This is a genomic window from Mesorhizobium sp. 128a (assembly GCF_053848025.1).
In genome coordinates, this window is the sequence record NZ_JBSPKY010000021.1 from 26,436 (window position 1) to 51,269 (window position 24,834).

Annotated in this window: 29 protein-coding genes; 5 read left to right on the plus strand and 24 right to left on the minus strand. The window is 63.8% G+C overall.

The window, feature by feature from the left end; all coding sequences use genetic code 11:
- Nucleotides 1–9: 9 nt before the first annotated feature.
- The gene (locus ACWTU9_RS27350) at nt 10–366 is read right to left on the minus strand and encodes a YciI family protein (RefSeq protein ID WP_455861034.1); all 357 of its coding nucleotides are present in this window, start codon (nt 364–366) and stop codon (nt 10–12) included.
- Nucleotides 363–578 (minus strand): hypothetical protein, encoded by a 216-nt coding sequence (locus ACWTU9_RS27355; RefSeq protein WP_455861035.1) that lies wholly within the window; start codon nt 576–578, stop codon nt 363–365. Before ACWTU9_RS27355 ends, ACWTU9_RS27350 begins: the two co-directional genes overlap by 4 nt.
- A 221-nt stretch (nt 579–799) precedes the next feature.
- Here ACWTU9_RS27355 and ACWTU9_RS27360 point away from each other — a divergent pair, with 221 nt between their 5' ends.
- Nucleotides 800–1,225 (plus strand): OsmC family protein, encoded by a 426-nt coding sequence (locus ACWTU9_RS27360; RefSeq protein ID WP_455861036.1) that lies wholly within the window; start codon nt 800–802, stop codon nt 1,223–1,225.
- A 96-nt stretch (nt 1,226–1,321) separates the two neighbouring features.
- On the opposite strand, the gene ACWTU9_RS27365 is transcribed toward ACWTU9_RS27360, so the two are convergent.
- The 7 genes from ACWTU9_RS27365 to ACWTU9_RS27395 form a co-directional block, all read right to left on the minus strand.
- A complete protein-coding gene (locus ACWTU9_RS27365; RefSeq protein ID WP_455861037.1) occupies nt 1,322–1,951 on the minus strand; it encodes a YceH family protein in 630 nt (209 codons plus the stop codon).
- A 237-nt stretch (nt 1,952–2,188) separates the two neighbouring features.
- Nucleotides 2,189–2,968 (minus strand): succinate dehydrogenase iron-sulfur subunit, encoded by a 780-nt coding sequence (locus ACWTU9_RS27370; RefSeq protein ID WP_455861038.1) that lies wholly within the window; start codon nt 2,966–2,968, stop codon nt 2,189–2,191.
- Nucleotides 2,968–3,405 carry a DUF3052 family protein gene (locus ACWTU9_RS27375; protein ID WP_455861039.1) on the minus strand — a complete coding sequence of 146 codons (438 nt, stop codon included), beginning with the start codon at nt 3,403–3,405 and terminating at the stop codon, nt 2,968–2,970. Before ACWTU9_RS27375 ends, ACWTU9_RS27370 begins: the two co-directional genes overlap by 1 nt.
- A gap of 2 nt (nt 3,406–3,407) precedes the next feature.
- A complete protein-coding gene (gene sdhA, locus ACWTU9_RS27380; RefSeq protein ID WP_455861040.1) occupies nt 3,408–5,240 on the minus strand; it encodes a succinate dehydrogenase flavoprotein subunit in 1,833 nt (610 codons plus the stop codon).
- A gap of 1 nt (nt 5,241) precedes the next feature.
- Nucleotides 5,242–5,640, minus strand: coding sequence for a succinate dehydrogenase, hydrophobic membrane anchor protein (gene sdhD, locus ACWTU9_RS27385; protein ID WP_455861041.1), 399 nt, complete (start codon nt 5,638–5,640; stop codon nt 5,242–5,244).
- Entirely contained in the window at nt 5,640–6,059 is a 420-nt protein-coding gene (gene sdhC / locus ACWTU9_RS27390; protein WP_455861042.1) for a succinate dehydrogenase, cytochrome b556 subunit, read from the minus strand. The genes sdhD and sdhC overlap by 1 nt, the downstream gene beginning before the upstream one ends.
- A 379-nt stretch (nt 6,060–6,438) precedes the next feature.
- Nucleotides 6,439–6,819: a hypothetical protein gene (locus ACWTU9_RS27395; protein WP_455861043.1), complete on the minus strand. Its 381-nt coding sequence runs from the start codon at nt 6,817–6,819 to the stop codon at nt 6,439–6,441.
- 278 nt (nt 6,820–7,097) lie between these two features.
- Between ACWTU9_RS27395 and ACWTU9_RS27400 the strand changes: the two genes are divergently transcribed.
- On the plus strand, nt 7,098–7,469 hold the full coding sequence (locus ACWTU9_RS27400; RefSeq protein ID WP_455861044.1) for a hypothetical protein: 372 nt from the start codon (nt 7,098–7,100) through the stop codon (nt 7,467–7,469).
- A gap of 1 nt (nt 7,470) precedes the next feature.
- Here the strand turns inward: ACWTU9_RS27400 and ACWTU9_RS27405 are convergent, their stop codons facing one another.
- The 10 genes from ACWTU9_RS27405 to rplS form a co-directional block, all read right to left on the minus strand.
- On the minus strand, nt 7,471–8,676 hold the full coding sequence (locus ACWTU9_RS27405; protein WP_455861045.1) for a diguanylate cyclase: 1,206 nt from the start codon (nt 8,674–8,676) through the stop codon (nt 7,471–7,473).
- Between the two features lie 126 nt (nt 8,677–8,802).
- A complete protein-coding gene (locus ACWTU9_RS27410; RefSeq protein ID WP_455861046.1) occupies nt 8,803–9,999 on the minus strand; it encodes a GGDEF domain-containing protein in 1,197 nt (398 codons plus the stop codon).
- Between the two features lie 163 nt (nt 10,000–10,162).
- Nucleotides 10,163–11,572 carry a 3-isopropylmalate dehydratase large subunit gene (leuC, locus tag ACWTU9_RS27415; RefSeq protein ID WP_455861047.1) on the minus strand — a complete coding sequence of 470 codons (1,410 nt, stop codon included), beginning with the start codon at nt 11,570–11,572 and terminating at the stop codon, nt 10,163–10,165.
- A gap of 272 nt (nt 11,573–11,844) precedes the next feature.
- Complete coding sequence (locus ACWTU9_RS27420; protein ID WP_455861048.1) at nt 11,845–12,216, minus strand: VOC family protein; 372 nt, start codon at nt 12,214–12,216, stop codon at nt 11,845–11,847.
- Nucleotides 12,217–12,359: 143 nt separating this feature from the next.
- Nucleotides 12,360–12,995, minus strand: coding sequence for a class I SAM-dependent DNA methyltransferase (locus ACWTU9_RS27425; protein WP_455861049.1), 636 nt, complete (start codon nt 12,993–12,995; stop codon nt 12,360–12,362).
- A gap of 55 nt (nt 12,996–13,050) precedes the next feature.
- Nucleotides 13,051–13,860 (minus strand): amino acid ABC transporter permease, encoded by an 810-nt coding sequence (locus tag ACWTU9_RS27430; RefSeq protein ID WP_455861050.1) that lies wholly within the window; start codon nt 13,858–13,860, stop codon nt 13,051–13,053.
- A 297-nt stretch (nt 13,861–14,157) separates the two neighbouring features.
- Nucleotides 14,158–14,958, minus strand: coding sequence for a transporter substrate-binding domain-containing protein (locus ACWTU9_RS27435; protein ID WP_455861051.1), 801 nt, complete (start codon nt 14,956–14,958; stop codon nt 14,158–14,160).
- 237 nt (nt 14,959–15,195) lie between these two features.
- The gene (locus tag ACWTU9_RS27440; protein ID WP_455861052.1) at nt 15,196–15,693 is read right to left on the minus strand and encodes a MarR family winged helix-turn-helix transcriptional regulator; all 498 of its coding nucleotides are present in this window, start codon (nt 15,691–15,693) and stop codon (nt 15,196–15,198) included.
- Entirely contained in the window at nt 15,690–16,118 is a 429-nt protein-coding gene (locus ACWTU9_RS27445) for an organic hydroperoxide resistance protein (protein WP_455861053.1), read from the minus strand. The genes ACWTU9_RS27440 and ACWTU9_RS27445 overlap by 4 nt, the downstream gene beginning before the upstream one ends.
- A 155-nt stretch (nt 16,119–16,273) precedes the next feature.
- Nucleotides 16,274–16,825 carry a 50S ribosomal protein L19 gene (rplS, locus tag ACWTU9_RS27450; protein WP_142867183.1) on the minus strand — a complete coding sequence of 184 codons (552 nt, stop codon included), beginning with the start codon at nt 16,823–16,825 and terminating at the stop codon, nt 16,274–16,276.
- A gap of 340 nt (nt 16,826–17,165) precedes the next feature.
- Between rplS and ACWTU9_RS27455 the strand changes: the two genes are divergently transcribed.
- A complete protein-coding gene (locus ACWTU9_RS27455; RefSeq protein WP_455861114.1) occupies nt 17,166–17,918 on the plus strand; it encodes a sulfite exporter TauE/SafE family protein in 753 nt (250 codons plus the stop codon).
- Here ACWTU9_RS27455 and trmD read toward each other — a convergent pair.
- Nucleotides 17,900–18,604: a tRNA (guanosine(37)-N1)-methyltransferase TrmD gene (trmD, locus tag ACWTU9_RS27460; protein WP_455861054.1), complete on the minus strand. Its 705-nt coding sequence runs from the start codon at nt 18,602–18,604 to the stop codon at nt 17,900–17,902. The two genes, ACWTU9_RS27455 and trmD, sit on opposite strands and share 19 nt — an antisense overlap.
- Nucleotides 18,601–19,200 carry a ribosome maturation factor RimM gene (gene rimM / locus ACWTU9_RS27465; RefSeq protein ID WP_455861055.1) on the minus strand — a complete coding sequence of 200 codons (600 nt, stop codon included), beginning with the start codon at nt 19,198–19,200 and terminating at the stop codon, nt 18,601–18,603. Before rimM ends, trmD begins: the two co-directional genes overlap by 4 nt.
- Before the next feature lie 164 nt (nt 19,201–19,364).
- Here rimM and ACWTU9_RS27470 point away from each other — a divergent pair, with 164 nt between their 5' ends.
- On the plus strand, nt 19,365–20,303 hold the full coding sequence (locus ACWTU9_RS27470; RefSeq protein ID WP_455861056.1) for a tyrosine recombinase XerC: 939 nt from the start codon (nt 19,365–19,367) through the stop codon (nt 20,301–20,303).
- Between the two features lie 62 nt (nt 20,304–20,365).
- Entirely contained in the window at nt 20,366–21,433 is a 1,068-nt protein-coding gene (locus ACWTU9_RS27475; RefSeq protein WP_455861057.1) for a TraB/GumN family protein, read from the plus strand.
- Nucleotides 21,434–22,167: 734 nt separating this feature from the next.
- Here the strand turns inward: ACWTU9_RS27475 and lpdA are convergent.
- Genes lpdA through ACWTU9_RS27490 form a run of 3 tightly spaced genes read right to left on the minus strand, consistent with a single transcriptional unit; the run spans nt 22,168 to nt 24,803 of the window.
- Nucleotides 22,168–23,574, minus strand: a complete 1,407-nt coding sequence (lpdA, locus tag ACWTU9_RS27480; RefSeq protein WP_455861058.1) for a dihydrolipoyl dehydrogenase — start codon at nt 23,572–23,574, stop codon at nt 22,168–22,170.
- Between the two features lie 24 nt (nt 23,575–23,598).
- Entirely contained in the window at nt 23,599–24,354 is a 756-nt protein-coding gene (locus ACWTU9_RS27485; RefSeq protein WP_455861059.1) for an SDR family oxidoreductase, read from the minus strand.
- Nucleotides 24,351–24,803 carry a hypothetical protein gene (locus tag ACWTU9_RS27490; RefSeq protein WP_455861115.1) on the minus strand — a complete coding sequence of 151 codons (453 nt, stop codon included), beginning with the start codon at nt 24,801–24,803 and terminating at the stop codon, nt 24,351–24,353. The genes ACWTU9_RS27485 and ACWTU9_RS27490 overlap by 4 nt, the downstream gene beginning before the upstream one ends.
- Between the last annotated feature and the right edge of the window lie 31 nt (nt 24,804–24,834).

Genomic DNA, 24,834 nt, shown 5'->3' on the forward strand with positions numbered 1-24,834 from the left:
CGCAGACTGCTATGACCCCGGCACGTCGTAAATCGCCCTGACCTCGATGGTGCCGATTTCGGCAAGCGGAATCTCGCCGGCGATCTCCAACGCTTCCTCGAGATCATCCGCCTCGATCATGACGAAACCAAGCAATTGCTCCTTGGTTTCGGCGAAGGGACCGTCGGTGATTAGCCGCTTGCCCTGGCGCCGCCGGACGGCCTTCGACGTTTTGGCCGATTGCAGCGCCTGCGCGATGATCAGCTTGCCTTGCTGGTCCAACGACCGGTCATAGGCCATCGAATCGGCGTCGAGCTTGGCCAGACGGTGCGGCGTCATGGCATGGAGGTCCTTTTCCTCGCCGTAGACCAGACAGACATATTTCATTTCCAGCTCCCTTGCTGCGATGAACCATAGGTGATCACGGTATCATTTGCGCCGTTGCCAGCAGCCGCATGATCGAGAAGGATGACCGCAATGCCGATGACGACAATTGCCGCGAGCAGCCGGCCGAAGCCGGAAGGTCGCGGACAGTCGATCTCTTGCAGCCAAGGGCTTTTGCCGGTGCAGTTCCAATGGGCGGAAAACAGGTTGTTCATCTTGAATCTCCATCCGCCACGAAATCCGTGGCCGCCCGCAGGACGGTCGGCGCCACGACAAGTCGACATTTTTGCACGCAGATTTTTTGAAAAATAATTTTGGCCACGTCGTTGGATCGCCATGCGCGCGCAAACAGCGCGGTGGTCTTCGCCCGCGCCCGCGCTATAGTTGGGAGGAACGCCGCCCGGCCGGCGCTATCGCTGCAATCAAGGAGGACTTCATGGACCGCACCGCAAACGCCGTCTGGCAAGGCAATCTGAAAGAGGGCAAAGGCACGCTCGACACACAGAGCGGCACCCTGAAGGGCACGCCCTATTCGTTCAAGGCGCGCTTCGAGGACGAAAGCGGCAAATCCGGCACCAATCCCGAAGAGTTGATCGCTGCTGCGCATGCCGGTTGCTTCGCCATGCAGTTCTCCCACTTCCTGGCCGAGAACGGCACACCCGCCACCGAACTCGACGCCAAGGCGGTGGTCACGCTGGTTCCGGGCACGGGGATCACCGGCAGTGCCCTCACGGTGGTCGGCAAGGTACCGGGCATCGACGCGGCGAAGTTCCAGGAATTGGCCGAGAAGGCCAAGGCCGGATGCCCGGTGTCGAAGGCGCTCGGCGCCATCAATGTGTCGCTGGACGCGAAATTGGGGTGAGTAGACTTGCCTGATGTGAAACGCCGGCCCGAAGCCGGCGTTTTCATTAGGGACAACAGCCCCACCGCGCGGCTACATCCGGAATCGCTGGCGACCTTAACCGCCCAGCGCATCAAGCTTGGCGCGCAGTGCCGCGACTTCCTGCTCCAGCGCCTCCAATCTCGCCTCCAGGTCGGAGTGAGGCAGGGCCGGCGCACTCCGCTGGGCCGAAAGGGCTGCGACGTCAACCGGTCCAGCGAGAAGATGCACGTAGCGGTCCTCGCGCTGGCCTGGTCCGCGCGGGATTTCCTGGACGAGCGGCGGCCGGCGGCCGATCAGCATGTCCAGCTCACCGCGCAGGTCTTCGATCGACGGGAACCGCGCCATACGCTCGCCCCGCGCCAGGAGCTCATGCGCGGTCTGCGGTCCGCGCAACAGGAGTAAACCGAGCAAGGCCGTCTGCGGCGTGGTCAGCGAGAAGCGCTGCGCCATCTGGTGCTCATAGCGCTCGACGCGCGAGCCGAACATCTGCCGCACCAGCCCCTTCTGCTCAAGCAGCTTGAGCGCCCGGTGCACCTCAGTCTGCTCCAGCGCCATGACAGGCTCGCGCGCCGTCTTCTGATTGGCAGCGGCAAGCGCTGCGTTCAGCGTCAGTGGATAGACATCCGGCGTCAGCTCCTTCTTCTCGATCAGGCAGCCGAGCACCCGGGCTTCGATGGGATTGAGGATGGGTAGGTCTTCGCTCATTGGGTTGGCTATCCTTTGAAGCTGGAGGGACAGCACCCCCCTCTGGCCTGCCGGCCATCTCCCCCGCAAGGGGGGAGATCGGCAGCTTCAGCGCCGTTCGTCCATTCTTGCAAGGTTGAAGATTAAAGAAAGCGGGAAAAACAGCCAATCTCCCCCCTTGCGGGGGAGATGTCCGGTAGGACAGAGGGGAGTGTGAAGGATCACTATCGATGATGATTTCATCGGCAGCGGCCTTTGTTAAACCCTTCTCTCCACCATCATCTTCTTGATTTCCGCAATCGCCTTGGCCGGGTTCAGCCCCTTCGGACAGGTCTGCGCGCAGTTCATGATGGTGTGGCAGCGATAGAGCCGGAACGGGTCTTCGAGATTGTCGAGCCGCTCGCCCTTGGCCTCATCACGGCTGTCGATCAGCCAGCGATAGGCCTGCAGCAGCGTCGCCGGGCCTAGATAGCGGTCGCCGTTCCACCAATAGCTCGGGCACGAGGTCGAGCAGCAGGCGCACAAGATGCACTCGTAGAGCCCGTCGAGCTTCTCGCGCTCCTCATGGCTCTGCAGCCATTCCTTGGCCGGCTCCGGTGACACGGTCTTCAGCCAGGGCTGGATCGAGGCGTGCTGGGCGTAGAAATTGGTGAGGTCGGGCACCAGATCCTTGACCACCTGCATATGCGGCAGCGGATAGACTTTGACGGCGCCGGAAATGTCGTCGCAGCCCTTGGTGCAGGCGAGCGTGTTGGAGCCGTCGATGTTCATGGCGCAGGAGCCGCAAATGCCCTCGCGGCAGGAGCGGCGCAAGGTCAGCGTCGGGTCGATCTTGTTCTTGATCCAGAGCAGCGCGTCGAGCACCATCGGCCCGCAATCGTCCATGTCGACGAAATAGGTGTCGATACGCGGGTTCTCGTCATCGTCCGGCGACCAGCGGTAGATGCGATATTCGCGCAGGTTGGTGGCGCCCTCCGGCTTCGGCCAGGTTTTGCCCGGCTGCACTTTCGAGTTCTTGGGAAGCGTGAGTTCGACCATTACCGCAGGTCCTTTCGGATGACGAGCTTCAGCCCGGACCAGATTTCGTTGACGGCAGCAACCTTGACGTCGACCAGGTCGCGCTTCAGTGCCTCGGCGCGGACGACACCTTCGGTGACGTCGGTCGGCACTTTCGATGCCTTCTTCGGCCACGACACCCAGACCATGCCGTTGCGCTTGATCGCCGCCTCGACATCGCCGAGACGATCCTCGATCTCGGCGCGCTGACGAGCGAAGGCGTGCACGGCGTCGTATTTCAGGGTCGTTCCCGAAATCGCCGACCAGTCGCCCAGTTGGTCGACTTGAGCGAAGGCGACGGCTTCCACGAGACCGTTGAGATCGTCGGGCAACGCGATGAACGCCGCGACCATCCCGTCCTTCAGGCCAAGCTTGGCCGGAAGCGGCGTGCCTGAATATCCTGAGGCCGCCAGCGCCATGGTCAGTATACCCTGGCCTTGGGTGCAATCTTGGCCAAATTGATGCCGCCGTCCTTTTCCGCCAGCAGCGGCTCGGTGTGCACCGGGCGGTAGCTCAGCGTCACCTTGCCGTCTTCGCTGAGCCGCGCCAGCGTGTGCTTGCGCCAGAGCTCGTCGTCGCGGGCCGAGAAGTCTTCCCGCGCGTGCGCGCCGCGGCTCTCCTTGCGCGCTTCGGCGCCGTAGACCGTGGTGATGGCGTTGGCCATCAAATTTTCCAGCTCCAGCGTCTCGACTAGGTCGGAGTTCCAGATCATCGAGCGGTCGAATACCTTTATGTCGTTCAGTTCGGTCCAGATTTCCGAAATGCGCTTGCAGCCATTCTCCAGCGATTCCTGGGTGCGGAACACGGCGGCGTCTTCCTGCATCGCCTTCTGCATCTTTTCGCGCAGCACCGCGGTCGGCGTCGAGCCATTGGCGTGGCGCAGCCGGTCGAAGCGGTCCATGATCTTTTCGACCGAGGCTTCGTTGGGCGAAGGGATCGCCGAATTGCGATCGATGACCTGGCCGGCACGGATCGCCGCCGCACGGCCGAACACCACGAGATCGATCAGCGAGTTGGAGCCCAGCCGGTTGGCGCCGTGCACCGAGGCGCAGCCGGCCTCGCCCACCGCCATCAGGCCGGGCGACACACGGTCGGGATTTTCGGCCGTCGGGTTCAGCACCTCGCCCCAGTAATTGGTCGGCACGCCACCCATATTGTAGTGCACCGTCGGCAGCACCGGGATCGGCTCCTTGGTCAGGTCGACGCCGGCGAAGATCTTGGCCGATTCCGAAATGCCCGGCAGCCGTTCATGCAGCACCGCCGGATCGAGATGATCGAGATGCAGGAAGATGTGGTCCTTCTTCTTGCCGACGCCGCGACCCTCGCGAATTTCCAGCGTCATGCAGCGCGAAACAACGTCGCGCGAAGCCAGGTCCTTGGCCGATGGCGCGTAGCGCTCCATGAAGCGCTCGCCTTCGGAATTGACGAGATAGCCGCCCTCGCCGCGCGCGCCCTCGGTGATCAGGCAGCCGGCGCCGTAGATGCCTGTCGGATGGAACTGCACGAACTCCATGTCCTGCAGCGGGAAGCCGGCGCGCGCGGCCATGCCGCCGCCGTCGCCGGTGCAGGTGTGCGCCGACGTGGCCGAGAAATAGGCGCGGCCGTAGCCGCCGGTCGCCAGCACCACCATCTTGGCGGAGAAGCGGTGGATTGTGCCGTCGTCGAGGTTCCAGGCGACGACGCCGGTGCAGGTGCCGTCCGGCTCCGTGATCAGGTCGAGTGCAAAATACTCGATGAAGAACTGCGCGTTGTTCTTCAGCGACTGGCCGTAAAGCGTGTGCAGGATGGCGTGGCCGGTGCGGTCGGCGGCGGCACAGGTGCGCTGCACCGGCGGGCCGTCGCCATAGTTCATCATGTGGCCGCCGAATGGCCGCTGATAAATCTTGCCCTCTTCGGTGCGCGAGAACGGCACGCCGTAATGCTCGAGTTCGTAGACGGCTGCCGGCGCTTCGCGCACCAGATATTCCATGGCGTCGACATCGCCCAGCCAGTCCGAGCCCTTGACCGTGTCGTACATGTGCCACTGCCAGGAATCGGGCCCCATGTTGGAAAGCGACGCGGCAATGCCGCCTTGCGCGGCCACCGTATGCGAACGCGTCGGGAACACTTTGGTGATGCAGGCGGTGCGCAGGCCCTGTTCGGCCATGCCGAGCGTGGCGCGCAAGCCGGCGCCACCGGCGCCGACGACCACGACATCGAATTTGTGATCGATATAAGTGTAAGCCGTGTTGGCTGATTTTGCGTCCTTGGCCAACTCAGCCTCCAAATGCCAGCTTGAGCAGGGCGAAGATCGAGGTGACGCCGACCGCTATTGTGAAAAATGTGCTGAGCGCGATCGTCAGCAGTTTCAGGCCCTCGCTGATCACATAGTCCTCGATGATCACCTGCATGCCGAGCCGCATGTGGTAGAGCCCGGAAATGAGGAAAAGGACCATCACCAGCGCCACGAATGGATTGGCGAGTGCGGCGCGTACCTCAGCGTAGCCGTGGCCGTTGAGCGCGATCAGGAAGCCGACGAAGAACAGCGTCAGCGGAATGTTGGCGAGCGCCGTCAGCCGCTGGCGCCAGAAATGCTGTGTGCCTTCATGCGACGAGCCAAGACCCCGAACCCTGGCCAGTGGCGTGCGCATGTCGTTGTTGTTCGTGCCGCTCATCACAAGGCTCCCCGCGCCATATAGCCGGCGACCCAGATCAGCAGCGTGAGCGCAACCGAGCCGGCGAGCGTCACCCAGGCGATCTTCGATGCCGTGTGCTTCTCCAGCCCGGCGCCGGTGTCCCAGACGAGGTGGCGCACGCCGCCCAGCATGTGGTGCATCAAGGCCCAGGTGTAGCCGAACAGGATAAGCCGGCCGAGCCAGGTGCCGAAGGCCCAGTTGACCCAATCGAAGGCGCCTTGCGAACTCGCCGCCGCCATCAGCCACGCGGCGACCAGCAGCGTGCCGAAATACAGCGCGCCGCCGGTGATGCGATGAATGATCGACATCGTCATGGTGATTGGCGGACGGTAGATCGTCAGGTGTGGCGAGAGCGGCCGTTCACGTCTGGCGGTTCGGGTGGCTGGTGATTTGCTCATGGCTGCCCCAGTTCGATGTCCGGAGCCGCGGTGGAAAACGGCATTTACCGCCTCGATATTATGACTTCAGACAGCCGGTTTCTAATGCTCTTTTTGCACCGCGTCAAAGCCAGAAAATCGTTTTGGAAACGTCATTTAGTCTGACAAAAAGGCTGTCGATTGCTTCAATCGATTAGGCCATGGCCGAAAGCCGGCGGACCGTTCGCTGCAGTGCGAAAAAATCATTCGGCTCTGGGCACCTTGGGTGGGTTGAGATTTAGGTCAGGCCGAGTCGAGAAAGCATGGCGTCCGGGAACCGGAGCGTAGCGCACTCTTGGGTCCGGAAAGCGCAGGGCGCTGCTGTTCGCAGGCCGGCCTCCCCAAACATCATTACACCCAACTACCGCTTGCAGGTCACCGGCGTCTTCCCGCCTTTCATCACCAGCGCCTCGCGTCCGTCGATCACGATTGCGTCATGGGCCGCGCCATACCGGCTGTTCTGGTTGGCAGGCGAGGCCGGCAGGTCTTCAGCGGTACCGTCGGGGCTGAGCACGTGGAGAGACGTGCCGAGATTCTCGATGGTGATCCTGCCGCCGCCGGCGCAATTGTAGGTCGCGGTGCGCGGTTGCGGCGCGGCCGTTTCGACAGCGATGGGGGCAGCGGTCACAGGCGCGCCGGGCGCCATCAAGACGGCGGGAGTTCCAGCGCTTGCGGCCTTCGGCGCGTTGTTCTGCGGCACACAGGCTGCGGCAGTCAGCAAGGGGATCGACAAAAGCGTCACCCGAACGTCCGGCGTAACGCCATATGATGTCCTCCTGCGCGGCAAACTAGCCGCGATGTTCCGCCAAGATCAAGCTCACCCGGCGTCAGCGCAATTGCGTGCGTCGCTGGCCGATGGTGCGGCCAAGCATGGCCGAAAGATGACATCAGGGTTTTCCATCCTGTCGGATATTAACCATGTTTGACAAGAGATCGCCGCTGGATGCATCTGCCCTCTTAACAAAGGTTAATAAAAGGTTAATTTCCGATTCCGAACGGGTCCAAAGCAGAGAGGACACCATGCTTTCGAATTCAGGAAGAGCACGCCTTGCGGCGCTTGTGCTGGCGGCAGCCAGTCTCGGCTTCGCCGCTCCGGCAATGGCCTGGTCGCGCCATCATGACCGCGTCTACGCCGATTCCTTCGGCAATCTCGTCATCGACAGCGCCGCCGGCTACAAGCGCATCATCGTCGGCAAAGGCAAACTGGCCAGGAAATTGTCCGACTACACCAGCGCCGGCCAGCCGGAAGCAGAACCCGAAGTCCTTTATGAAAATGAGGCAGACCACGTCTCCAGACGTGGCTGCTATCAGCCCCCGGTGTTCGTGAAGGGCCGCTCCTATATGTACGGTCTCTCCGACGGCGAGATGCCCAACCTCAGCCCTTGCCGCTAGATCAATCGGTTTGGCCGACCTTTGTCGCCGGCTGCCGCACAACGGTTAGCCCGGTCGAGACTCGGACGCAGTTGCGGCCTGAGCCCTTGGCTAGGTAGAGAGCATCGTCGGCGCGCCGCAAAAGGTCGGAGAAATATTCTCCCGCATGAAGTTCGGCGACGCCGAAGCTGGCGCTGCAGCGGTGGTCCGCCGGCAGGCTCTCGATCGGCAAGGCGCCGAAGGCGCTGCGCGTGCCCTCCGCGAACAGCCTTGCAGCGGCAAGATTGGTGCCCGGCAGGATGATGGCGAACTCCTCGCCGCCGATGCGGCCGGCGACATGATGGTCGGCCGCCGCATCGCGCAGGAACCCCGCAAAGGTCTCGATGACGCGGTCGCCGGATGCATGGCCAAAACTGTCGTTGATGCCCTTGAAATGATCGAGGTCGGCAATGACCAGGGCCACCGGAACACCTTGGCGCACGGCGTCGCGCAGCGCCAGCTTGGCATGGCGCTCGAAGCCGCCGCGGTTGAGCAACTGTGAGAGCATGTCGGTTTCCGACCTGGACGTCGCCTCGGCCAGCACGTCGCGAACCAGCACGGCCAACATCAAAAGTGCCAGCGCCAGCGCGAACACGGTTCCCAGCGACTGCGAGACCAAGGCGTAGCTGCTCTGCAGATAGGACTGCGGATTGGCACCCCAGCCGCCCAGAGCTCCGGCAATAAATGGCTTTGAAGCGAACTGCACCGCACTGGCGGCCAGAACGGCCATCAGCGTGATGTCTAGCCATCCGCGTCTTTGCCTGGACGACCAGACGATGGCCAACCCAACGAATTGCATGGCGGCATAGGGAAGCTGGTAGGCCATCATGCGGGCAAGCGATTGCCGCGGCAGGTCCTGCACGAAATAGACGGCGACAGTGGCGACGACCAGGAAGACCAGCATCGCCGCCCAGGGCGGCGTCACACCGTATTTGCGGGCGAGCCCGCCATTGAAAGCAATGGTGGCGCCGAGGAAAACAGCAAAGGCGGCGACAACTGGTGGCCGCGCATTGGCGAAGGCCGGAATGCTGATCTCGATGACACAATAGACTATGCCCAGGACATAGCCCAACGCCAGCCAGCGCGCCGCCGCACGTCCGACGCCGTGAACGGCGATCGTCATGAACGCCGCGGCCAGCAGGCCGGCAACGCACATGTTGATGACCAGAAGGAAGTCTGCGCTGCTCATGGCCCCTTTTCGCGCCCGACCTCTTTCGCGCTTTGGCCAACAGCAAACCATCGACGGGCGAAAAAGACGTTAACGCCAGCTTGCATGAAGCGACGCGCGTCCCATTGGCCGCGCAAGCGATACTTATCAGCCGAGACCGCCGGTATCGGGAATGAACACCGTTTCGGCTCGCTCGTATGACAGCCGCACGCTGTCGCGGCCGTTCTTCTTGGCCTTGTAGAGCGCCTCGTCGGCGCGTCGCATCAGCGGCTCCAGCCCTTCGTCGCCGGTGCGCGCCGCGACGCCGAAGCTCGCGGTCACCTTGGTGCCCGGCGGCAACCCGTCGACGCTGCCAGCCGAATAGTGCGTGCGCACGGCCTCGGCAAACAGCCGCGCCGTGGCAAGATCGCTCAGCGACAAGAGCACGGCGAACTCCTCGCCGCCGATGCGCCCGGCAACGGCGCGCGTGCCGGCGGCGGCACGAAGCTTGGCGGCGAAGTCGGCGATCACCTGGTCGCCCGCGGCATGTCCGTACCGGTCGTTGAGCTGCTTGAAGTGATCGAGATCGGCCAGCACCAGTGCGACCGGCACCTTGGCGGCGGCGCAGTGTTGCAGCACCAGCAAGGCGCGCTCCTCAAAACCCCTGCGGTTGAACAACCCGGACAGCGGGTCCGTATGCGTCTCGGTCTTCAGCGCCTTCATCACATCGAGTGCGGCGGCCGAGAACAGGCAGAGCGCGATCAGCAGCGACAGCAGCGCATGCGTCAGCAGCGCAGTCGTCCAGTAGGACGAGCCGTAGAACCCGTCATAGCTGGTGAAAGGCCCGTGCGAGATGACGACGAGCAGCGTCCGGCCGATGAAGTTCAGCCCCGACAGCAACGACAGCACGAACAGGATTTTTTCGGTCGGGCCGTTGTTGCGCACGGCGCGCAGCTCGGCGGCGACCAGCAGGCTGAGGCCGCCAAAACCGAAATTGATGGCCAGGATGCGCCAGGTGAGGTCCGGCTCCACGAACAGATACCAGCAGAACGCGGCCAGCCCGCCGCCGGCCAGAATGCCGATCGCGACATAGGGCACGCGCCTGCCATAGCGCGAGATGATTGCGCCGACGAGGCAGCAGGCGGCGAAAGTGAAGCAGAGGTTGGAGACAAGCTTGGTCAGCACCATGCCGACGGGCAGGGTAAAATACTGCAGCAGGAAGCCGGGCGCGGACATGCAGTAGCTCGCGCCGAGCACCGCCAGATAGGGCCGGTGACGCTGATAGAACCACAGCACGAGGAACGCCGCGCCGAGCGCCAGCGCGATCGTCGGATTGAGCAGCGCAATGAACAGACCGGTGTCCAAAGGACGGTGACTTCCCCGCTTGACGTCAGGGAAGACCTTAGGGCGCAAGCCCCAACAAGCGGTTAAGCCAGAGCGAATATGCGGGCGGAGCGGATGAAAAAAGGACCCCGGAACCGCGATGCGATCCGGGGCGTGATATGGATTGTGAGCTGCGCGCCGGAAACTATTTCCAGTCGCGGATGTCGACGAAATGCCCGGCGATCGCCGCCGCGGCCGCCATTGCCGGCGACACCAGATGGGTGCGGCCCTTGAAGCCCTGCCGGCCCTCGAAATTGCGGTTCGAGGTCGAGGCGCAGCGTTCATGCGGCTTCAGCCGATCGTCGTTCATGGCCAGGCACATCGAACAGCCCGGCTCGCGCCAGTCGAAACCAGCGGCGATGAAGATCTTGTCGAGACCCTCGGCTTCCGCCTGTTCCTTGACCAGGCCGGAGCCCGGCACGATCATGGCGTCGACATGCGCACTGACCGTCTTGCCTTCGACCACCTTGGCGACGGCGCGCAGATCCTCGATGCGGCCATTGGTGCAGGAGCCGATGAAGACGCGGTCGAGCGTGATGTCGGTGATCTTTGTGCCCGGCGTCAGACCCATATAGTCGAGCGCGCGGATCTTTGAGGTGCGCTTGTTCTCGTCCGTGATCTCTTCCGGATTGGGAACGACGCCCTGCACCGAAACCACGTCCTCGGGCGACGAGCCCCAGGAGACGATCGGCGGCAGCTTGCCCGCGTCGAGCACGATCACCTTGTCGAAATGCGCGCCTTCGTCGGATTGCAGCGTCTTCCAGTATTCGAGCGCCGCATCCCATGCAGCGCCTTTCGGCGCGCGCGGCTTGCCCTTGACATAGGCGAAGGTGGTTTCGTCGGCCGCGATCAGACCGGCGCGGGCGCCGCCCTCGATCGACATGTTGCAGATCGTCATGCGGCCTTCCATCGACAGTGCACGGATCGCCTCGCCGGCATATTCGATGACATAGCCGGTGCCGCCGGCGGTGCCGATCTCGCCGATGATGGCGAGGATGATGTCCTTGGCGGTTACGCCTTCCGGAAGCTGGCCGTCGACACGCACCAGCATGTTCTTGGCCTTGCGCTGGATCAGCGTCTGCGTTGCCAGCACATGCTCGACCTCGGACGTGCCGATGCCATGCGCCAGCGCGCCGAAAGCGCCGTGCGTCGAGGTGTGGCTGTCGCCGCAGACGATGGTCATGCCCGGCAGCGTAAAGCCCTGCTCCGGCCCGATGATGTGGACAATGCCCTGGCGGATATCGTTTTCGGAATAATACTCGACACCGAAATCCTTGGCATTCTTGGCCAGCGCCTCGACCTGGATGCGGCTCTCCTCGTTCTTGATGCCGAACTTGCGCTCGGGCGAGGTCGAGACATTGTGATCGACCACGGCCAGCGTCTTTTCGGGATGCCGGACTTTGCGGCCGCTCATGCGCAGGCCTTCGAAGGCCTGCGGGCTAGTCACTTCATGGACGAGGTGGCGGTCGATGTAGAGCAGGCAGGTGCCGTCGTCCTGGCGATCGACGACATGGTCGTCGAATATCTTGTCGTAGAGGGTGCGCGGTTCGCTCATGTGCGTAAATCCGTCGATTTGAAGTAGGGGAAGGGCAGACGCGCCGGAGGCCTTCGGCCCGGCGAAAGCGGCCTAGCTAAGTCGGCTGGTGAGCGCGCCGGAAACGCGCGCGGAGAAGCGCGACGGCAGGCGTTTCCTGTCCTGCAGCACGAACCCCTTGTAGGCCGGATCGCCAAAAAGCTCTTCCATGGCGTGGCTCATACCAATGTTTTGGGTTTTCGGCAATTGCGTGCCTTCGCGGAACCTGGTTCCTCGCTCACGAAATGGGGTGATTACCGTCTGTCCGTCTTGAATTCGAACAGCTCAATGACGTTGCCCGAGGGATCTTCAAGCAGGATAGCCCGGCCCGCACCGCCATCGCTGATGTTCCCTCGGAACGTCACGCCGGCCGCGCGCAGCTGGTTGATCAGGTCATCCAACCCCCTGGTTACGACCATGAACCTGTTCCACCCGCCTGGCTTCGGATTGCCTCCGGCCTGACCGCCGCTTCCCGCACCTGGAGCACTGAGATACAGGGTAAGGTCGTCGCGAAGCAGCGCAGCGAACTTGCCAGGATTGTGCATTTCGACCTTGAATTCGAGATTGTCCCGGTAAAATTCCACAGCCTTGTCTACGTCGGCAACGATATAACGGACGGACGCCATTCTAACCGTCTCCTCTCGTGAGGAATTACGGGGGCCGCGCCGTAGCCGCTTTCGCCGGGCGCAGCCCACGCTTTCGGAACGCACTGACTTGCACATGGTTCCGACCACTGGCGCTTGGATGCCGGAGACCAGCCATCACCGCGCTACAGGATTTCGAACACGAAGGTCTTCACCAGCGCGTCCGGCTCGGCGATGGCGTAGCAGCGGAACCACGGGCTCTGCTCGACCGGCCGCCATTTGCCCGCCTGCTCCAACGCGTCGAACACGGACTGAAACCCGCCGCTCTCAAACACCTGGTCGCGTACGGTGAAGATGGCGTGGCCGCCTTTCCTGGTGATGCGCACAAGCTCGTGCAGGCCGGACGCGGGCGCATGGCTGATGGTGAACACGCCCGTCGAGAAGAAGGCACGGAAATGGCCGTCGGGCCAGGGCAGCGGGCCGCCGAGCATCGCCTTTTTCAAATCGCTGTAGGCATTGCGGCTGCCGGCGATCTTGAGCATGTCGTCGGAGAGGTCGAGCCCGGCGATCTTGCCGTAACCCAGCGCCTTCAGCGACGGCCCCGACAGGCCGGTACCGCAGCCGGCATCGAGCAGCGGTCCTTCGCCCACCGGCACATGGCGCGCCACCCAGGCGGTGATTAGGAACGGCAGCAGATAACCGAGCGAGGCGGTCTCGCTGTCATAGGTCGCTGCCCAGTCGGCATAAGCCTTGGCCAGCCCTTCCGGTGTGTCGGCCGAATAGACCGAGTCCAGCGCCGCATTGGCCTTGTCGACGATCATCGCTTGTCCTCCGGAACGATCTTTTCTCGATCGTAGCCGTGTCCACGCCGGACTTCTATTCCCCGTGCTGCCGACGCAGCCGCTGCTCCAGCGCCCTGAGCGCCAGCGACAGGCCGACGGTCAGGATGAGATAGATATAGGCGACGATCGAATAGGTCTCGAAGAAGCGGAACGAGCCGGCGGCGTAAATCTTGCCCATCTGGGTGATGTCGGCGACGCCGAGCACCGAGACCAGCGAGGAATCCTTGACCATGGCGACGAAGTCGTTGCCGAGCGGCGGCAAGATGGTGCGGATGGCCTGCGGAAACACGATCAGCCGGAAGCGTTGCGTGCGCGAAAGCCCGAGCGCCTTGGCTGCCTCGATCTGGCCTTTCTCGACCGACTGGATGCCGGCGCGAAAGACCTCGGAGATGAAGGCGGAATAGCCGATGGTCAGCGCCATGATGGCCCGCCACAGCAGCGATACGTCGCGCACCAAAAGCTCGCCAAGATAGCCGGCGCTCTGCAGCGGTGCGGTCAGCGCGTTCCATGCCGCGACGAAGGCCGGCGCGCCGGCAAAGGCGATCCAGAACAACAGCACCAGGATCGGCACGCCGCGAATGATCTCGACATAGAAGCGGGCGATCTGCCTTAGCAAACCGGATCCCGACAATCCCATCAAGGCAATGCCGAGCCCGATGGCTGAGGCCAGCGCAAAAGCGACCACGGTGACAAAGACGGTGACGCCGATGCCCTTGGCGACGGTGGCGAACACCTGGGCGTAGAGGTCGCTGGCGGCAATATAGAGCGCGGCCGCGACGGCAAGCACGAGCGCGGCGGCAAGCCACCAGGGGAAGTCGGATTTGGGAGAGGCGGGCGCGGCCATTAACAGGCAACGCCGGTGAACAGCCCCCGTCGCATGAACTGCCAATCTCCCCCCTTGCGGGGGAGACGTCCGGCAGGACAGAGGGGGGTGCTGTCCCTCCGGCCTATCGACGGTTCAAATCCACGACCCTTGCCCGAATTCTCTTCGGAAGACCCCAACACAAAAGGGAAGCGTTCCTTCACACCCCCCTCTGCCCTGCCGGGCATCTCCCCCGCAAGGGGGGAGATTGGCAGCTTCGCCAACCACGCCGGTTCATCCACGTTTGCAATTAGCGAAAGCCGTTGCGCCAAGACGGGCCTACTGCCCCATCTTGTAATCAAGAAACCACTTCTTGTTCAGCGCATCCAGCGTGCCGTCGGCCTTGAGCGCGGCGATGGCGGCGTTGACCGGCTTCACCAGATCGGACCCCTTCGGGAAGATGAAGCCGAAATCCTCGGTGCCGAGCGGGCCGCCGACCAGCTTGAGCTTGCCCTCGGAAGCATCGACATAGCCTTTGCCGGCCGTGCCGTCGGTCAGCACGACATCGACGTCGCCGGATTTCAGCGCCTGCACGGTGGCGCCGAAGGTTTCGAACAGCTTGATGCGCGGGTTCTGCTCATTGCCGTCGAGCACGCTGTAGACGGCGGTGTAGAACGGCGTGGTGCCGGCCTGCGCGCCGATCAGCCCGTCCTTGAAGGCGCCGAAGGTCTTGGCGTCGGTGAAGCGGCTTTCATCGCCGCGCACCAGCATGAACTGCTCCGAACGCATATAGGGATCGGAGAAGTCGACCTTCTCCTTGCGGTCGTCCTTGATGGTGATGCCGGTCATGCCGATGTTGTACTGGTTGTCGGAAACCGCCTGGATCATCGCGTCCCAGGAGGTGTTCTGGTACTCGACCTTGAAGTTCAGCCGCTTGGCGATCTCGTCCATCGCGTCATATTCCCAGCCGATCTGCTTGCCCGTCTTGGCATCGATGAACTGCAGCGGCGGATAGGCGTTTTCCGTCACCACCACAACTTTCTTGCCGCCGAGGTCGGGCAGCGCGTCGGCCGCCCAAGCGGCGACGGGTGCGAGAAGACAGGCCGCGAGGACGGCCAGCAGCAGTTTCGATTTGGTCATGACACACTCCAGGGTGAGAAGCCCGTATGCAGCCGGGCTAACATGAAGATCCCGGCGCGACTTTAGCCGTCCGCAGACGGCTTGCAAGCCGGTCCGGTGCTTAAGGCCGGTTGAAAGCAGGATTTCAATGCCCCTAGCCGCCGCGGTTTTAGAACGCCTTGTGGCCGGCATTTATTCCGTGATCCGCCGCGGCAAACCAGGCCGCTCCCAGACATAAGGGAAACCGTCAAATGACGGTCAGGATGTTGACGTTGCGTCACGCAACTTAGTGACAAACCCGGTCAAGGTCCGGTGCAGCGACTTCAGTTCGTCGACCTCGAGCGGCATGGCACAGGCAACGCCTGCGGACACATCCTTGATACGGGCGCGCAGCGCCTGCCCTTGTGCCGTGGGTTCTACCAGCACGCGACGCTCGTCGGCCGGATCGCGCCGCCGGGTGACCAGGCCACCTACCTCGAGCCGCTTGAGCAGCGGCGTCAGCGTCGCCGAATCGAGCCCCAGCGCCTCGCCAAGCTCGCCGACAGTGCTCGGCGCGTGCTGCCACAGCGCCAGCATCGCCAGATATTGCGGATAGGTCAGGCCGAGCGGGTCGAGCAGCGGGCGGTAGAGCTTGGTCATCAGCCCGCTCGCCGAATAGAGCGCGAAGCAGAGCTGCTGGTCGAGGCGCGGAACAGCGATCGTCCCGGCGGTGTCCGCCGGGACGTCGCTAGCTCCGGTTTCGGTCTTGGTCGTCATGCTGCCTTTGCCGGAAGCGCCACAGTCGAAAGCGCCACCTCGACATTGCCCTTGATCGCATTGGAATACGGGCAAATCTGATGCGCCGCCGATACAAGCGCTTCCGCCTCTGCCTGATCAAGGCCTTTCGTCTCCGCGGCGAGGGCGACACCGAGTTTGAAGCCTTCGCCATGGGGAAGCAGGCTGACGGTGGAGGTCACCGACGCATCGGTCAGCGGCAGCTTCTGCTTGCGCGCAACGAAGCGGATGGCGCTTTCGAAGCAGGCGGCATAGCCGACCGCGAACAGCTGCTCGGGATTGGTGGCGCCACCCGATCCACCCAGTTCCCTGGGCAAAGCGAGGTCGACCTTGAGCAGGCCGTCGCTGGTCTCGCCGTGGCCGGCGCGACCACCGGTGACGCGAGCCTGAGTCGTGTAGAGTGCCATGTCGTATCTCCAATTTGCTTGTGCACGATTATTTAGTACACAAGATAATATAGAGTCAATCGCCCAGTCCGATTTTTAGCGGCTGAATCGCTCACAGTCTGGTGAAACGAAAAAAGGCGGCCGAAGCCGCCTTTTCAAAATCCTTGGTCGAGATCTTACTCGGCCGGGGTGGCTTCCGCGGCGGCCTTGGCTGCGGCTTCAGCCTCGTCGGCGGCCTTCTTCTCGGCGGCTTCCTTGGCGGCCGTCTCGGCTGCCAGCGCCTGGGCGGCGGCTACCTTCTCGGCCTCAATGCGGGCCTTCTCGGCGTTCAGCGCGTCGCGCTCCTCATCGTTCAGCTTGCGGGCGCGCACGCCGGTGTTTTCCGAAATACGGGCCGACTTGCCGCGACGGTCGCGCAAATAATAGAGCTTGGCGCGGCGCACCTTGCCGCGGCGGACGATCTCGACCCCTTCGACCATCGGCGAGAAGACCGGGAACACGCGCTCGACGCCTTCGCCATAGGAGATCTTGCGGACGGTGAAGTTTTCCTGGAAGCCGGCGCCCGAGCGGGCGATGACGACGCCTTCATAGGCCTGGACGCGGGTGCGGGTGCCCTCGGTCACGCGGACCTGGACGCGCACGGTGTCGCCGGGCTGGAATTCGGGAAGCTTGCGCTTGGCTTCGATCTTGGCGGCCTGTTCGGCCTCGAGCTGACGGATGATATCCATGTCAGTAATCCACTTCTTGTTCTTCCGACAGTCAGAGCGTCCGACACTCGCCTTGCAGTTCCATTGACCGCTCGGCTATGCCCTTTGTCTCCGAGACATCTGTCTTCGAAACATTGGGCAGGGGCGACTACACCGTCATTGTTGACGGGCCCGGCAGATTTTTCTTCCGGTTCGGGCGGGCAGATACAGCTATTTCGCTCACTTGTCACGCCTTGGCCCTGTCTTTTTTGGTCGCATGCCACCACGCAATCGTCCAGTACGGGGTTGCGCCGACCCTTCAAGCTTCCTAAAGCCGCGCGAAGCATTGTTTCCCGGCGCCGTTCTCATGACAATTTTCGACATGTCCGTTCTCGACGCAGTCCTGCTGTTTGCGGCAGGCTTTCTATCTGGCGCATGCAATGCGGTCGCCGGCGGCGGCACCTTCATCACTTTCGGCGCCATGAGCCTGGTCGGCGTGCCGCCCATCGTCGCCAACGCCACCTCCTCGGTAACGCAATTCCCTGGCTACATCACCTCGACGCTCGCCTACTGGACCGACATCAAACATTTCTGGCGCGGCGCGCTGCTGCTTTGCCTGATCTCGGCGGCCGGCGCGCTGGCGGGCGCCTTCATCCTTCTGGCGCTGTCCAACCCGTCTTTCAGGCTCATGGTGCCGTGGCTGCTGCTCGCCGCCACCGCACTATTCGCCGCCGGGCCGTGGCTGAAGCCGGCGCCCAAACCGGGGCACGAGGCCTCGGTCGGCTCGCTCGCCGGATCGCTGGCGCAGTTCCTCACCGCCGTTTACGGCGGCTTCTTCGGCGCCGGCATGGGCGTGATGATGCTGGCGACGCTGGGCCTGACCCAGGCCGGCGACTACCACCGGCTGAACGCGCTGAAGAACATGCTGGCCGTGGTCATCGCGGCGGTGGCGATCATCGTCTTCGTCTCCGGCGGCGTCGTGGCCTGGCCGCAGGCGATCGTCATGATCCCCGGTGGCGCGCTCGGCGGCTATGCCGGCGTTTGGATCGCCAAGCGCGTGCCGCAAAACGCGGTACGCGGCTTCGTCATCGCCGTCGGCCTGTTCCTGGCCTTCTATTACTTCACCAAGGGCTGAGGCGAAGCGCCAAACAAATCCGGCCGCCGCTCCCTGGTCAGCTTCTCGGACTCCGCGCGCCGCCATGCGGCGATCTTCTTGTGATTGCCGGACACCAGCACGTCGGGGATCGGCCGGCCCTCAAATTCCTGCGGCCGGGTGTAGTGCGGATGTTCAAGCAGGCCGTTTTCAAAGCTTTCTTCCTCGCCCGACACCGCATTGCCCATGACGCCCGGCAGCAGCCGCACCACGGCGTCGAGCAGCACCAGTGCTGCCGGCTCGCCGCCGGAGAGGATGAAGTCGCCGATGGAAACCTCTTCCAGTCCACGCGCCTCGATCAATCGCTGGTCGACGCCTTCGAAGCGGCCACAGACGATGACGGCGCCCGGCCCGGCGGCAAGCTCGCGGATACGCGCCTGCGTCAGCGGTTTGCCGCGCGGGCTCATCAGCAGTTTCGGGCGCGAATCGCCGGCCGGCGATGTGTGGTCGATGGCCTTGGCCAGCACGTCGGCGCGCATGACCATGCCGGCGCCGCCACCGGCCGGCGTATCGTCGACGGTGCGGTGTTTGTCCTCGGCGAAGTCGCGGATCTGGATCGTTTCCAGCGACCAGGTCCCCGCCTCCAGCGCTCGCCCGGCCAGCGACAGGCCGAGCCCGCCCGGAAACATCTCGGGATAGAGCGTCAGCACCGAAGCCTTGAAGGTCACCGGTTGCCCCCGGCGTCGCGCGGTCCGCGTGGCCTGCCTTTGGGATTGAACTCCTCGTCGCGCGGGCCGCCACCATCCTCGTCCTCAAGCAGCCCGGCCGCAGCCGGGTCGACGCGGACATAACCTTCGGCGACCGCCACCTGCGGCACGGCGGCCTGGGTGAACGGGATCAGCACGCCTTTGCGCCCGGCAAGCGTGACATCGAGAATGTCGCCGCCGCCGAAATTGTGCACGGCTACCACCTTGCCCAGCACCGCACCCGTTTCGTCCCGCACCTCGAGCCCGACGAGATCGGCGTGGTAGAATTCATCCTCCTCACCATCGTCAGGCAGCATCGAGCGGTCGACGAACAGTTCCGTGCCGGCCAGCGCCTCGGCGGCGTTGCGGTCGGCAATGCCCTTGAAGCGCACCACGACGACAGTATTGGCCGGCCTTATGTCGATGATCTGGAAGGCGCGGCCGTCCTTGGCGTAGAGCGGCCCATAGTCAGCCAGGGCCAGCGGCTCCCCGGTGAAGGTTTTGACCCTGAGCTCGCCCTTGATGCCATGGGCAGCGCCGATCACGGCCATCTGGACGGGGTTCTGAGGCTTCGACATGGTTGACATCCTTTGCCTTGCTCTAACGCCGCCCCGGCGTCATTTCAATGATCGCTCGGTTGTCATTTCCAGTTGTCATCCCAATGACGGGCTCTTCACCGCTTCCTAACCTCGCCGTCGCAGGATGGTGGCCTGATGCGCAAAGGCGTAGGATCCGAACCCTGATGCAGGAATTCCTCATTCCGGCAAAACCCGACCTCCAGGCAGCGCGCGAGAGCTGGCTGAAGATGCTGACGCGCGAGCGCAGGCTGTCGCCGGCGACGGTCGAAGCCTATGAGCGCGATACCAGACAGTTCCTGCATTTCCTGACCGGACATTGCGGCGGTTCGCCGGGCATCTCCGACATCGCCGCGCTGCGTCCCGCCGACCTGCGCGGCTTTCTCGCCGCGCGGCGCAACGCCGGCGCCGGCGCTCGTACGCTCGGCCGGGGTCTTGCCGGCATTCGCTCGCTGCTGCGCTTCCTCGAGCGGCGCGGCCTCGCCAATGCCGCCGGTGCGGCAGCGCTGCGCGCGCCGCGCCAGCCGAAATCGCTGCCAAAGCCGCTGACCGCGAGCGACGCCAAACATGTCGTCTCGGTGGAAGGCCAGTTGGCGGAGGAGCCCTGGATCGCCGCCCGCAATGCCGCCGTGCTGACGCTGCTCTATGGGTCCGGCCTGCGCATTTCCGAGGCACTTGGCCTCAGCGCTGCCGACCTGGCGTCGGAAGCCGACACCGTGCTGCGCGTCACCGGAAAGGGCGGCAAGACCCGGCTGGTGCCGGTGCTGCCGGTGGCACTCAGGGCCATCGCCGAATACCGCAAACTGTGCCCCTATCATCTCGACCCCAAGGGCCTCTTGTTTCGCGGCGCCCGTGGCGGACCGCTCAATCCGGCCATCGTCCAGCGCGACATGGCCAAACTGCGCTCGGCGCTCAACCTTCCGGATACCGCGACGCCGCATGCCTTGCGCCACTCCTTCGCCACGCATCTGCTCGGCCGTGGCGGCGATTTGCGCACCATCCAGGAGCTGCTCGGCCATGCCAGCCTGTCGACGACGCAGGTCTACACCGGCGTCGATACCGCAAGGCTGCTCGAAATCTATGAGTCCGCGCATCCAAGGGCGTGAACCCTCCAATTTCGCCGTGCTGGTTAACCGTTTCGCCGCTTTTCGGTCCTAGAAAGGCGATCATGAAACGCGCCATTGCCATCGCCGACCGCGCGGCCCTCGCGTCGCTGAAGCTGCTTGTCGCGCTCAACGCGCTGTTTTTCCTGTCTTTCCTCGTCGTGCTGCTGCTTGCCATGGGCAAGGCGCACGCCGAAGCCCCGGTCTGCACCGGCGCCGATCTGCTGTCGGCCCTGCAGAAAGACGATCCCGCCACCTATGCCAGGATCGAGACGGAAGCGGCGGCGACGCCGAACGGCAAGGGCCTGTTGTGGAAGCTGGAAAAATCAGGCGAAAAGCCATCCTTCCTGTTCGGCACCATGCACATGACCGACCCGCGCGTGACCACGCTGCCGCCGGCCGCCAAGCGGGCCTACGACGCCGCCGGTACCATCATCATCGAGACCACCGACGTGCTCGACAAGCAGAAGATGATGGAGGCCATGCTCAAGGAACCCGAGTTGATGATGTTCACCGACAGCACAACGCTGTCCTCGCTGCTGTCGCCGGAGGATGCGGCGGTGGTGAACAAGGGGCTCGATGCACGCGGCATTCCGCCGGCGACCGTCTCCAAGATGAATCCGTGGCTGCTGTCGGCAATGGTCGCGCTGCCGGTCTGCGAGGTCGCCCGCCAGGCCGGCGGCGCTCCGGTCCTCGACGTCAAACTGGCTGAGGACGCCAAGGCTAATGGAAAGCCGGTGGAGGGGTTGGAGACCGCCGCCGGCCAACTCCGTGCCATGGCTTCGCTGCCGCTCGCCTTTCACATCAAGGGGCTGGTCGAGACCCTGAAGCTTGGCGACAAGATAAACGACATCAACGAAACCATGATCGTGCTCTACCAGCGCGGCGACACCGGCACATTCTGGCCGCTTCTGCGTTCAATGTCCCCAGGCGAAGAAGAGGACGCCGCGGGGTACGCCGCCTTCGATCAGGCCATGATCACCGACCGCAACAAGGTGATGGTCGATCATGCCCGGCCGATCCTGGCCAAGGGCAACGCCTTCATGGCGGTCGGCGCCCTGCATCTTCCCGGCCCCGAAGGCCTGGTCGAGGATTTTCGCAAAGCGGGCTATACCGTCACCGCCGTCGACTGAGCCGCACTCTCACCCTGTGCCGAATCACGCAAGGTCCCGGCTCTGTTGGGGACCGCAACTGATTCGCAAGGCGGAGGCGGTTGGCCCTATTTTTGGCGGAAAAGGCCAGCTAAGCTCGTTTCTACCCATTCGTGATTGATTTTGCGGGGGAAATACAGGCCACCGAGCGGTTGCGAATCAGAATTATCCTGCGTTCGGCGATTTCCAGGCCTAGTATGAAACCCGTTCAACGGTTGCGCGTTGATGGGTGTTGTTTGATGCTTTTCATCCACGGAGGACACTTTTATGGCGAACCCTAACGACCCAGGCCCATCGCCCAGATCGGGCGGTGGCAGCGGCTGGCTCATTGCGCTTGTCGTAGTTATCCTGGCCATTGTCGCGTACTATGTTTTCGGACGAAGCGGCGAGCATCCGGCACCCGCCGAGCCGCCGGCAGCCAGCACACCGGCGCCCGCGCCTGCACCGGCTGAGCCGATGAAGCCCGCCGAACCGGCTCCTGCTCCTGCACCTGCGCCTGAGCCCGCTCCGGCACCAGCCCCGGCTCCCGCGCCTGCTCCGGCCCCGGCGCCCGCACCGGCCCAGTAATCAGGTCCCTGATTTCAACGAAGAACGGCCCGCTGAAAAGCGGGCCGTTTTGTTTTGGGGCTGAACTCGAGAGAGGATCGTCAAGCCGCAACGCTGGCGATTGGCCGCGGATTGTCCGCGCCTTCGTCACCGGCGGTCGGTCCCACAGGCTAGATATGAATGGGCTTGAAGAATGTTGCCAGCGCCGCTTCCTTGACCGCTTCCGACATGGTCGGGTGGGCGTGGCAGGTGCGGGCGAGATCTTCCGACGAGCCGCCGAACTCCATCAGCACCGCCGCCTCGTGGATCATCTCGCCGGCGCCGAAGCCGACAATGTGGACGCCGAGCACGCGGTCGCTGGCCTTGTCGGCGAGGATCTTCACGAAGCCGTCCGTGTGCAACATGGCGCGCGCGCGGCCGTTGGCGGTGAACGGGAATTTGCCGATCTTGTAGTCGATGCCGGCCTTCTTCAGCTCCTCCTCGGTCTTGCCGACCGAAGCGATTTCCGGGCTGGTGTAGACGACGCTCGGGATGACATCGTAGTTCACATGGCCGGCCTGGCCGGCAATGGTCTCGGCCACCGCCACGCCTTCATCCTCGGCCTTGTGCGCCAGCATCGGTCCGGCGATGACATCGCCGATGGCGTAGATGCCGGCGACGTTGGTCCTGAGATGGCCGTCGGTCTTGACCCGGCCGCGCTCGTCGACCTCGACGCCAGCCTCCTTCAGCCCGAGGCTGTCCGAATAGGCGCGGCGTCCCGTCGAGATCAGCACCGCGTCGGCCTCGATGGTCTCGGCCGCTCCGCCCTTGACCGGCTCGAAGGTAACGGTGGCGCCCTTCTTGGCCTTGGCGACACCGGTGACCTTGGCGCCAAGCTTGAACTCGAAACCTTGCTTCGACAGCAGCCGCTGGAACTGCTTCAAAACCTCGCCGTCCATGCCGCCCAGAATGGTGTCGAGGAACTCAACCACCGTGACCTTGGCGCCGAGCCGCGCCCAGACCGAGCCGAGCTCCAGCCCGATGACGCCGCCACCGACCACCACCAGATGGCCAGGCACTTTCTCCAGCGACAGCGCGCCGGTCGACGACAGGATCACCTTCTCGTCGATGTCGACCTTGACGCCGGGAATGCCGGCGACGTCGGAGCCGGTGGCAATGACGATGTTCTTGGTCTCGATCTCCTCGACCTTCCCGTCCTCAGCCGTCACCGACACCTTGCCGGCGGCGACCACCTTGCCGGTGCCGCGGAAACTATCGATCTTGTTCTTCTTGAACAGGAAGGCAACGCCATTGACGTTGGCCGAAACGGTCGCGTCCTTGTGCGCCATCATCTTCTTCAGATTGAGTTTCGGCGCCGGTATCTCGACGCCCAGCGTATCGAAGGAATGGCCGGCCTCGGCGAACATCTCGGAGGCATGGAGCAGCGCCTTGGACGGAATGCAGCCGATGTTAAGGCAGGTGCCGCCGAAGGTGGCGTTCTTCTCGACCACGGCCACCTTCAGCCCAAGCTGCGCCGCCTTGATGGCGCAGACATAGCCGCCCGGTCCGGAGCCGATGATAACGACGTCATAAGCCATGTTTGTTTCCCTTTTGCTTGGGGCTCAGCGGCCGCCGCTGACATTCAGGATCGCGCCCGTCGTATAGGACGCTTCATCCGACAAAAGATAGAGAACGGCATGCGCGACTTCATCGGCGGTGCCGGCGCGTTTCATCGGCAGCATGTCCTGCATCCGGGCCACCCGGTCGGGCTGACCACCGGAGGCATGGATTTCGGTCTCGGTGATGCCCGGGCTGACGGCGTTGACGCGGACGCCCTCGCTCACCACCTCGCGCGCCAGCCCGACAGTGAGAGTGTCCATCGCGCCCTTGGACGCGGCGTAGTCGACGTATTCGCCGGGCGCACCGAGCCTCGCGGCCGCCGAGGAGATATTGACAATGGCGCCGCCCTTGCCACCATGCCGGGTCGACATACGCTTGACCGCCTCGCGGGCGCAGACGAAAGACCCGGTGACGTTGATGCGCATCATGCGCTCGACACGCTCGGCACTCATCTCGTCGACACGCGCCTTGACGTCGACGATGCCGGCATTGTTGACGAAGGCGTCGAGCCGGCCAAAGGCGCGGTCCACCGCCTCAAACATAGCAACGACATCGCCTTCGTTGCCAACATCGCCTTTGACCGCGATAGCCTCGCCGCCCGCCGCCTTGATTTCGGCGACCACCGCGTCGGCGGCAGTCTTGTTCGAGGCATAGTTGATCGCGACGCGGTACCCGGAGGCGGCGCCCAGCCGGCAGATGGCGGCGCCGATGCCGCGGCTGCCGCCGGTGACGAACAGCACCTTTTGCGCCGCGCTCATTCCTGGCAACCTTTCAGCAGAAACACGTCCCACGGCAGTTTCGAAAACCCCTTGGTCCCGAAGGCCGACGACATCTGCAGCGACGGCCCGAGATCGGGGAAGATCAGGCTGTGCGGCGCGTCCGTGCCTTCAGCCGCCAACAGCTCAATGTTGCCCTTGTCGTCGGCGCTGTAGACGACGCCCTGCCACACCGTGCAGGCGGCAAGCTCGTCCCCGGTCACGTCACCCGTCGGGCATTTGTACATCAGCGATCCGTGCGGCCGCGAAACCCCATCGGTCCACATGACGATGCCGTCGAGCACGACGCCCTTGTCGAGCACCATCTTGAGCGAGTTGGTGACGGTGGCCGCGTCCATCGTCGGCCGAAAATCGATACCTGCATCGCTCTCGGCATCGCCATAAACGGCGAGCGCCAGCGGACAGGCGGCGTGGGCGGCGGCCGGGATCATTGCCATGCCGACCGCTATCGACGAGGTCGAC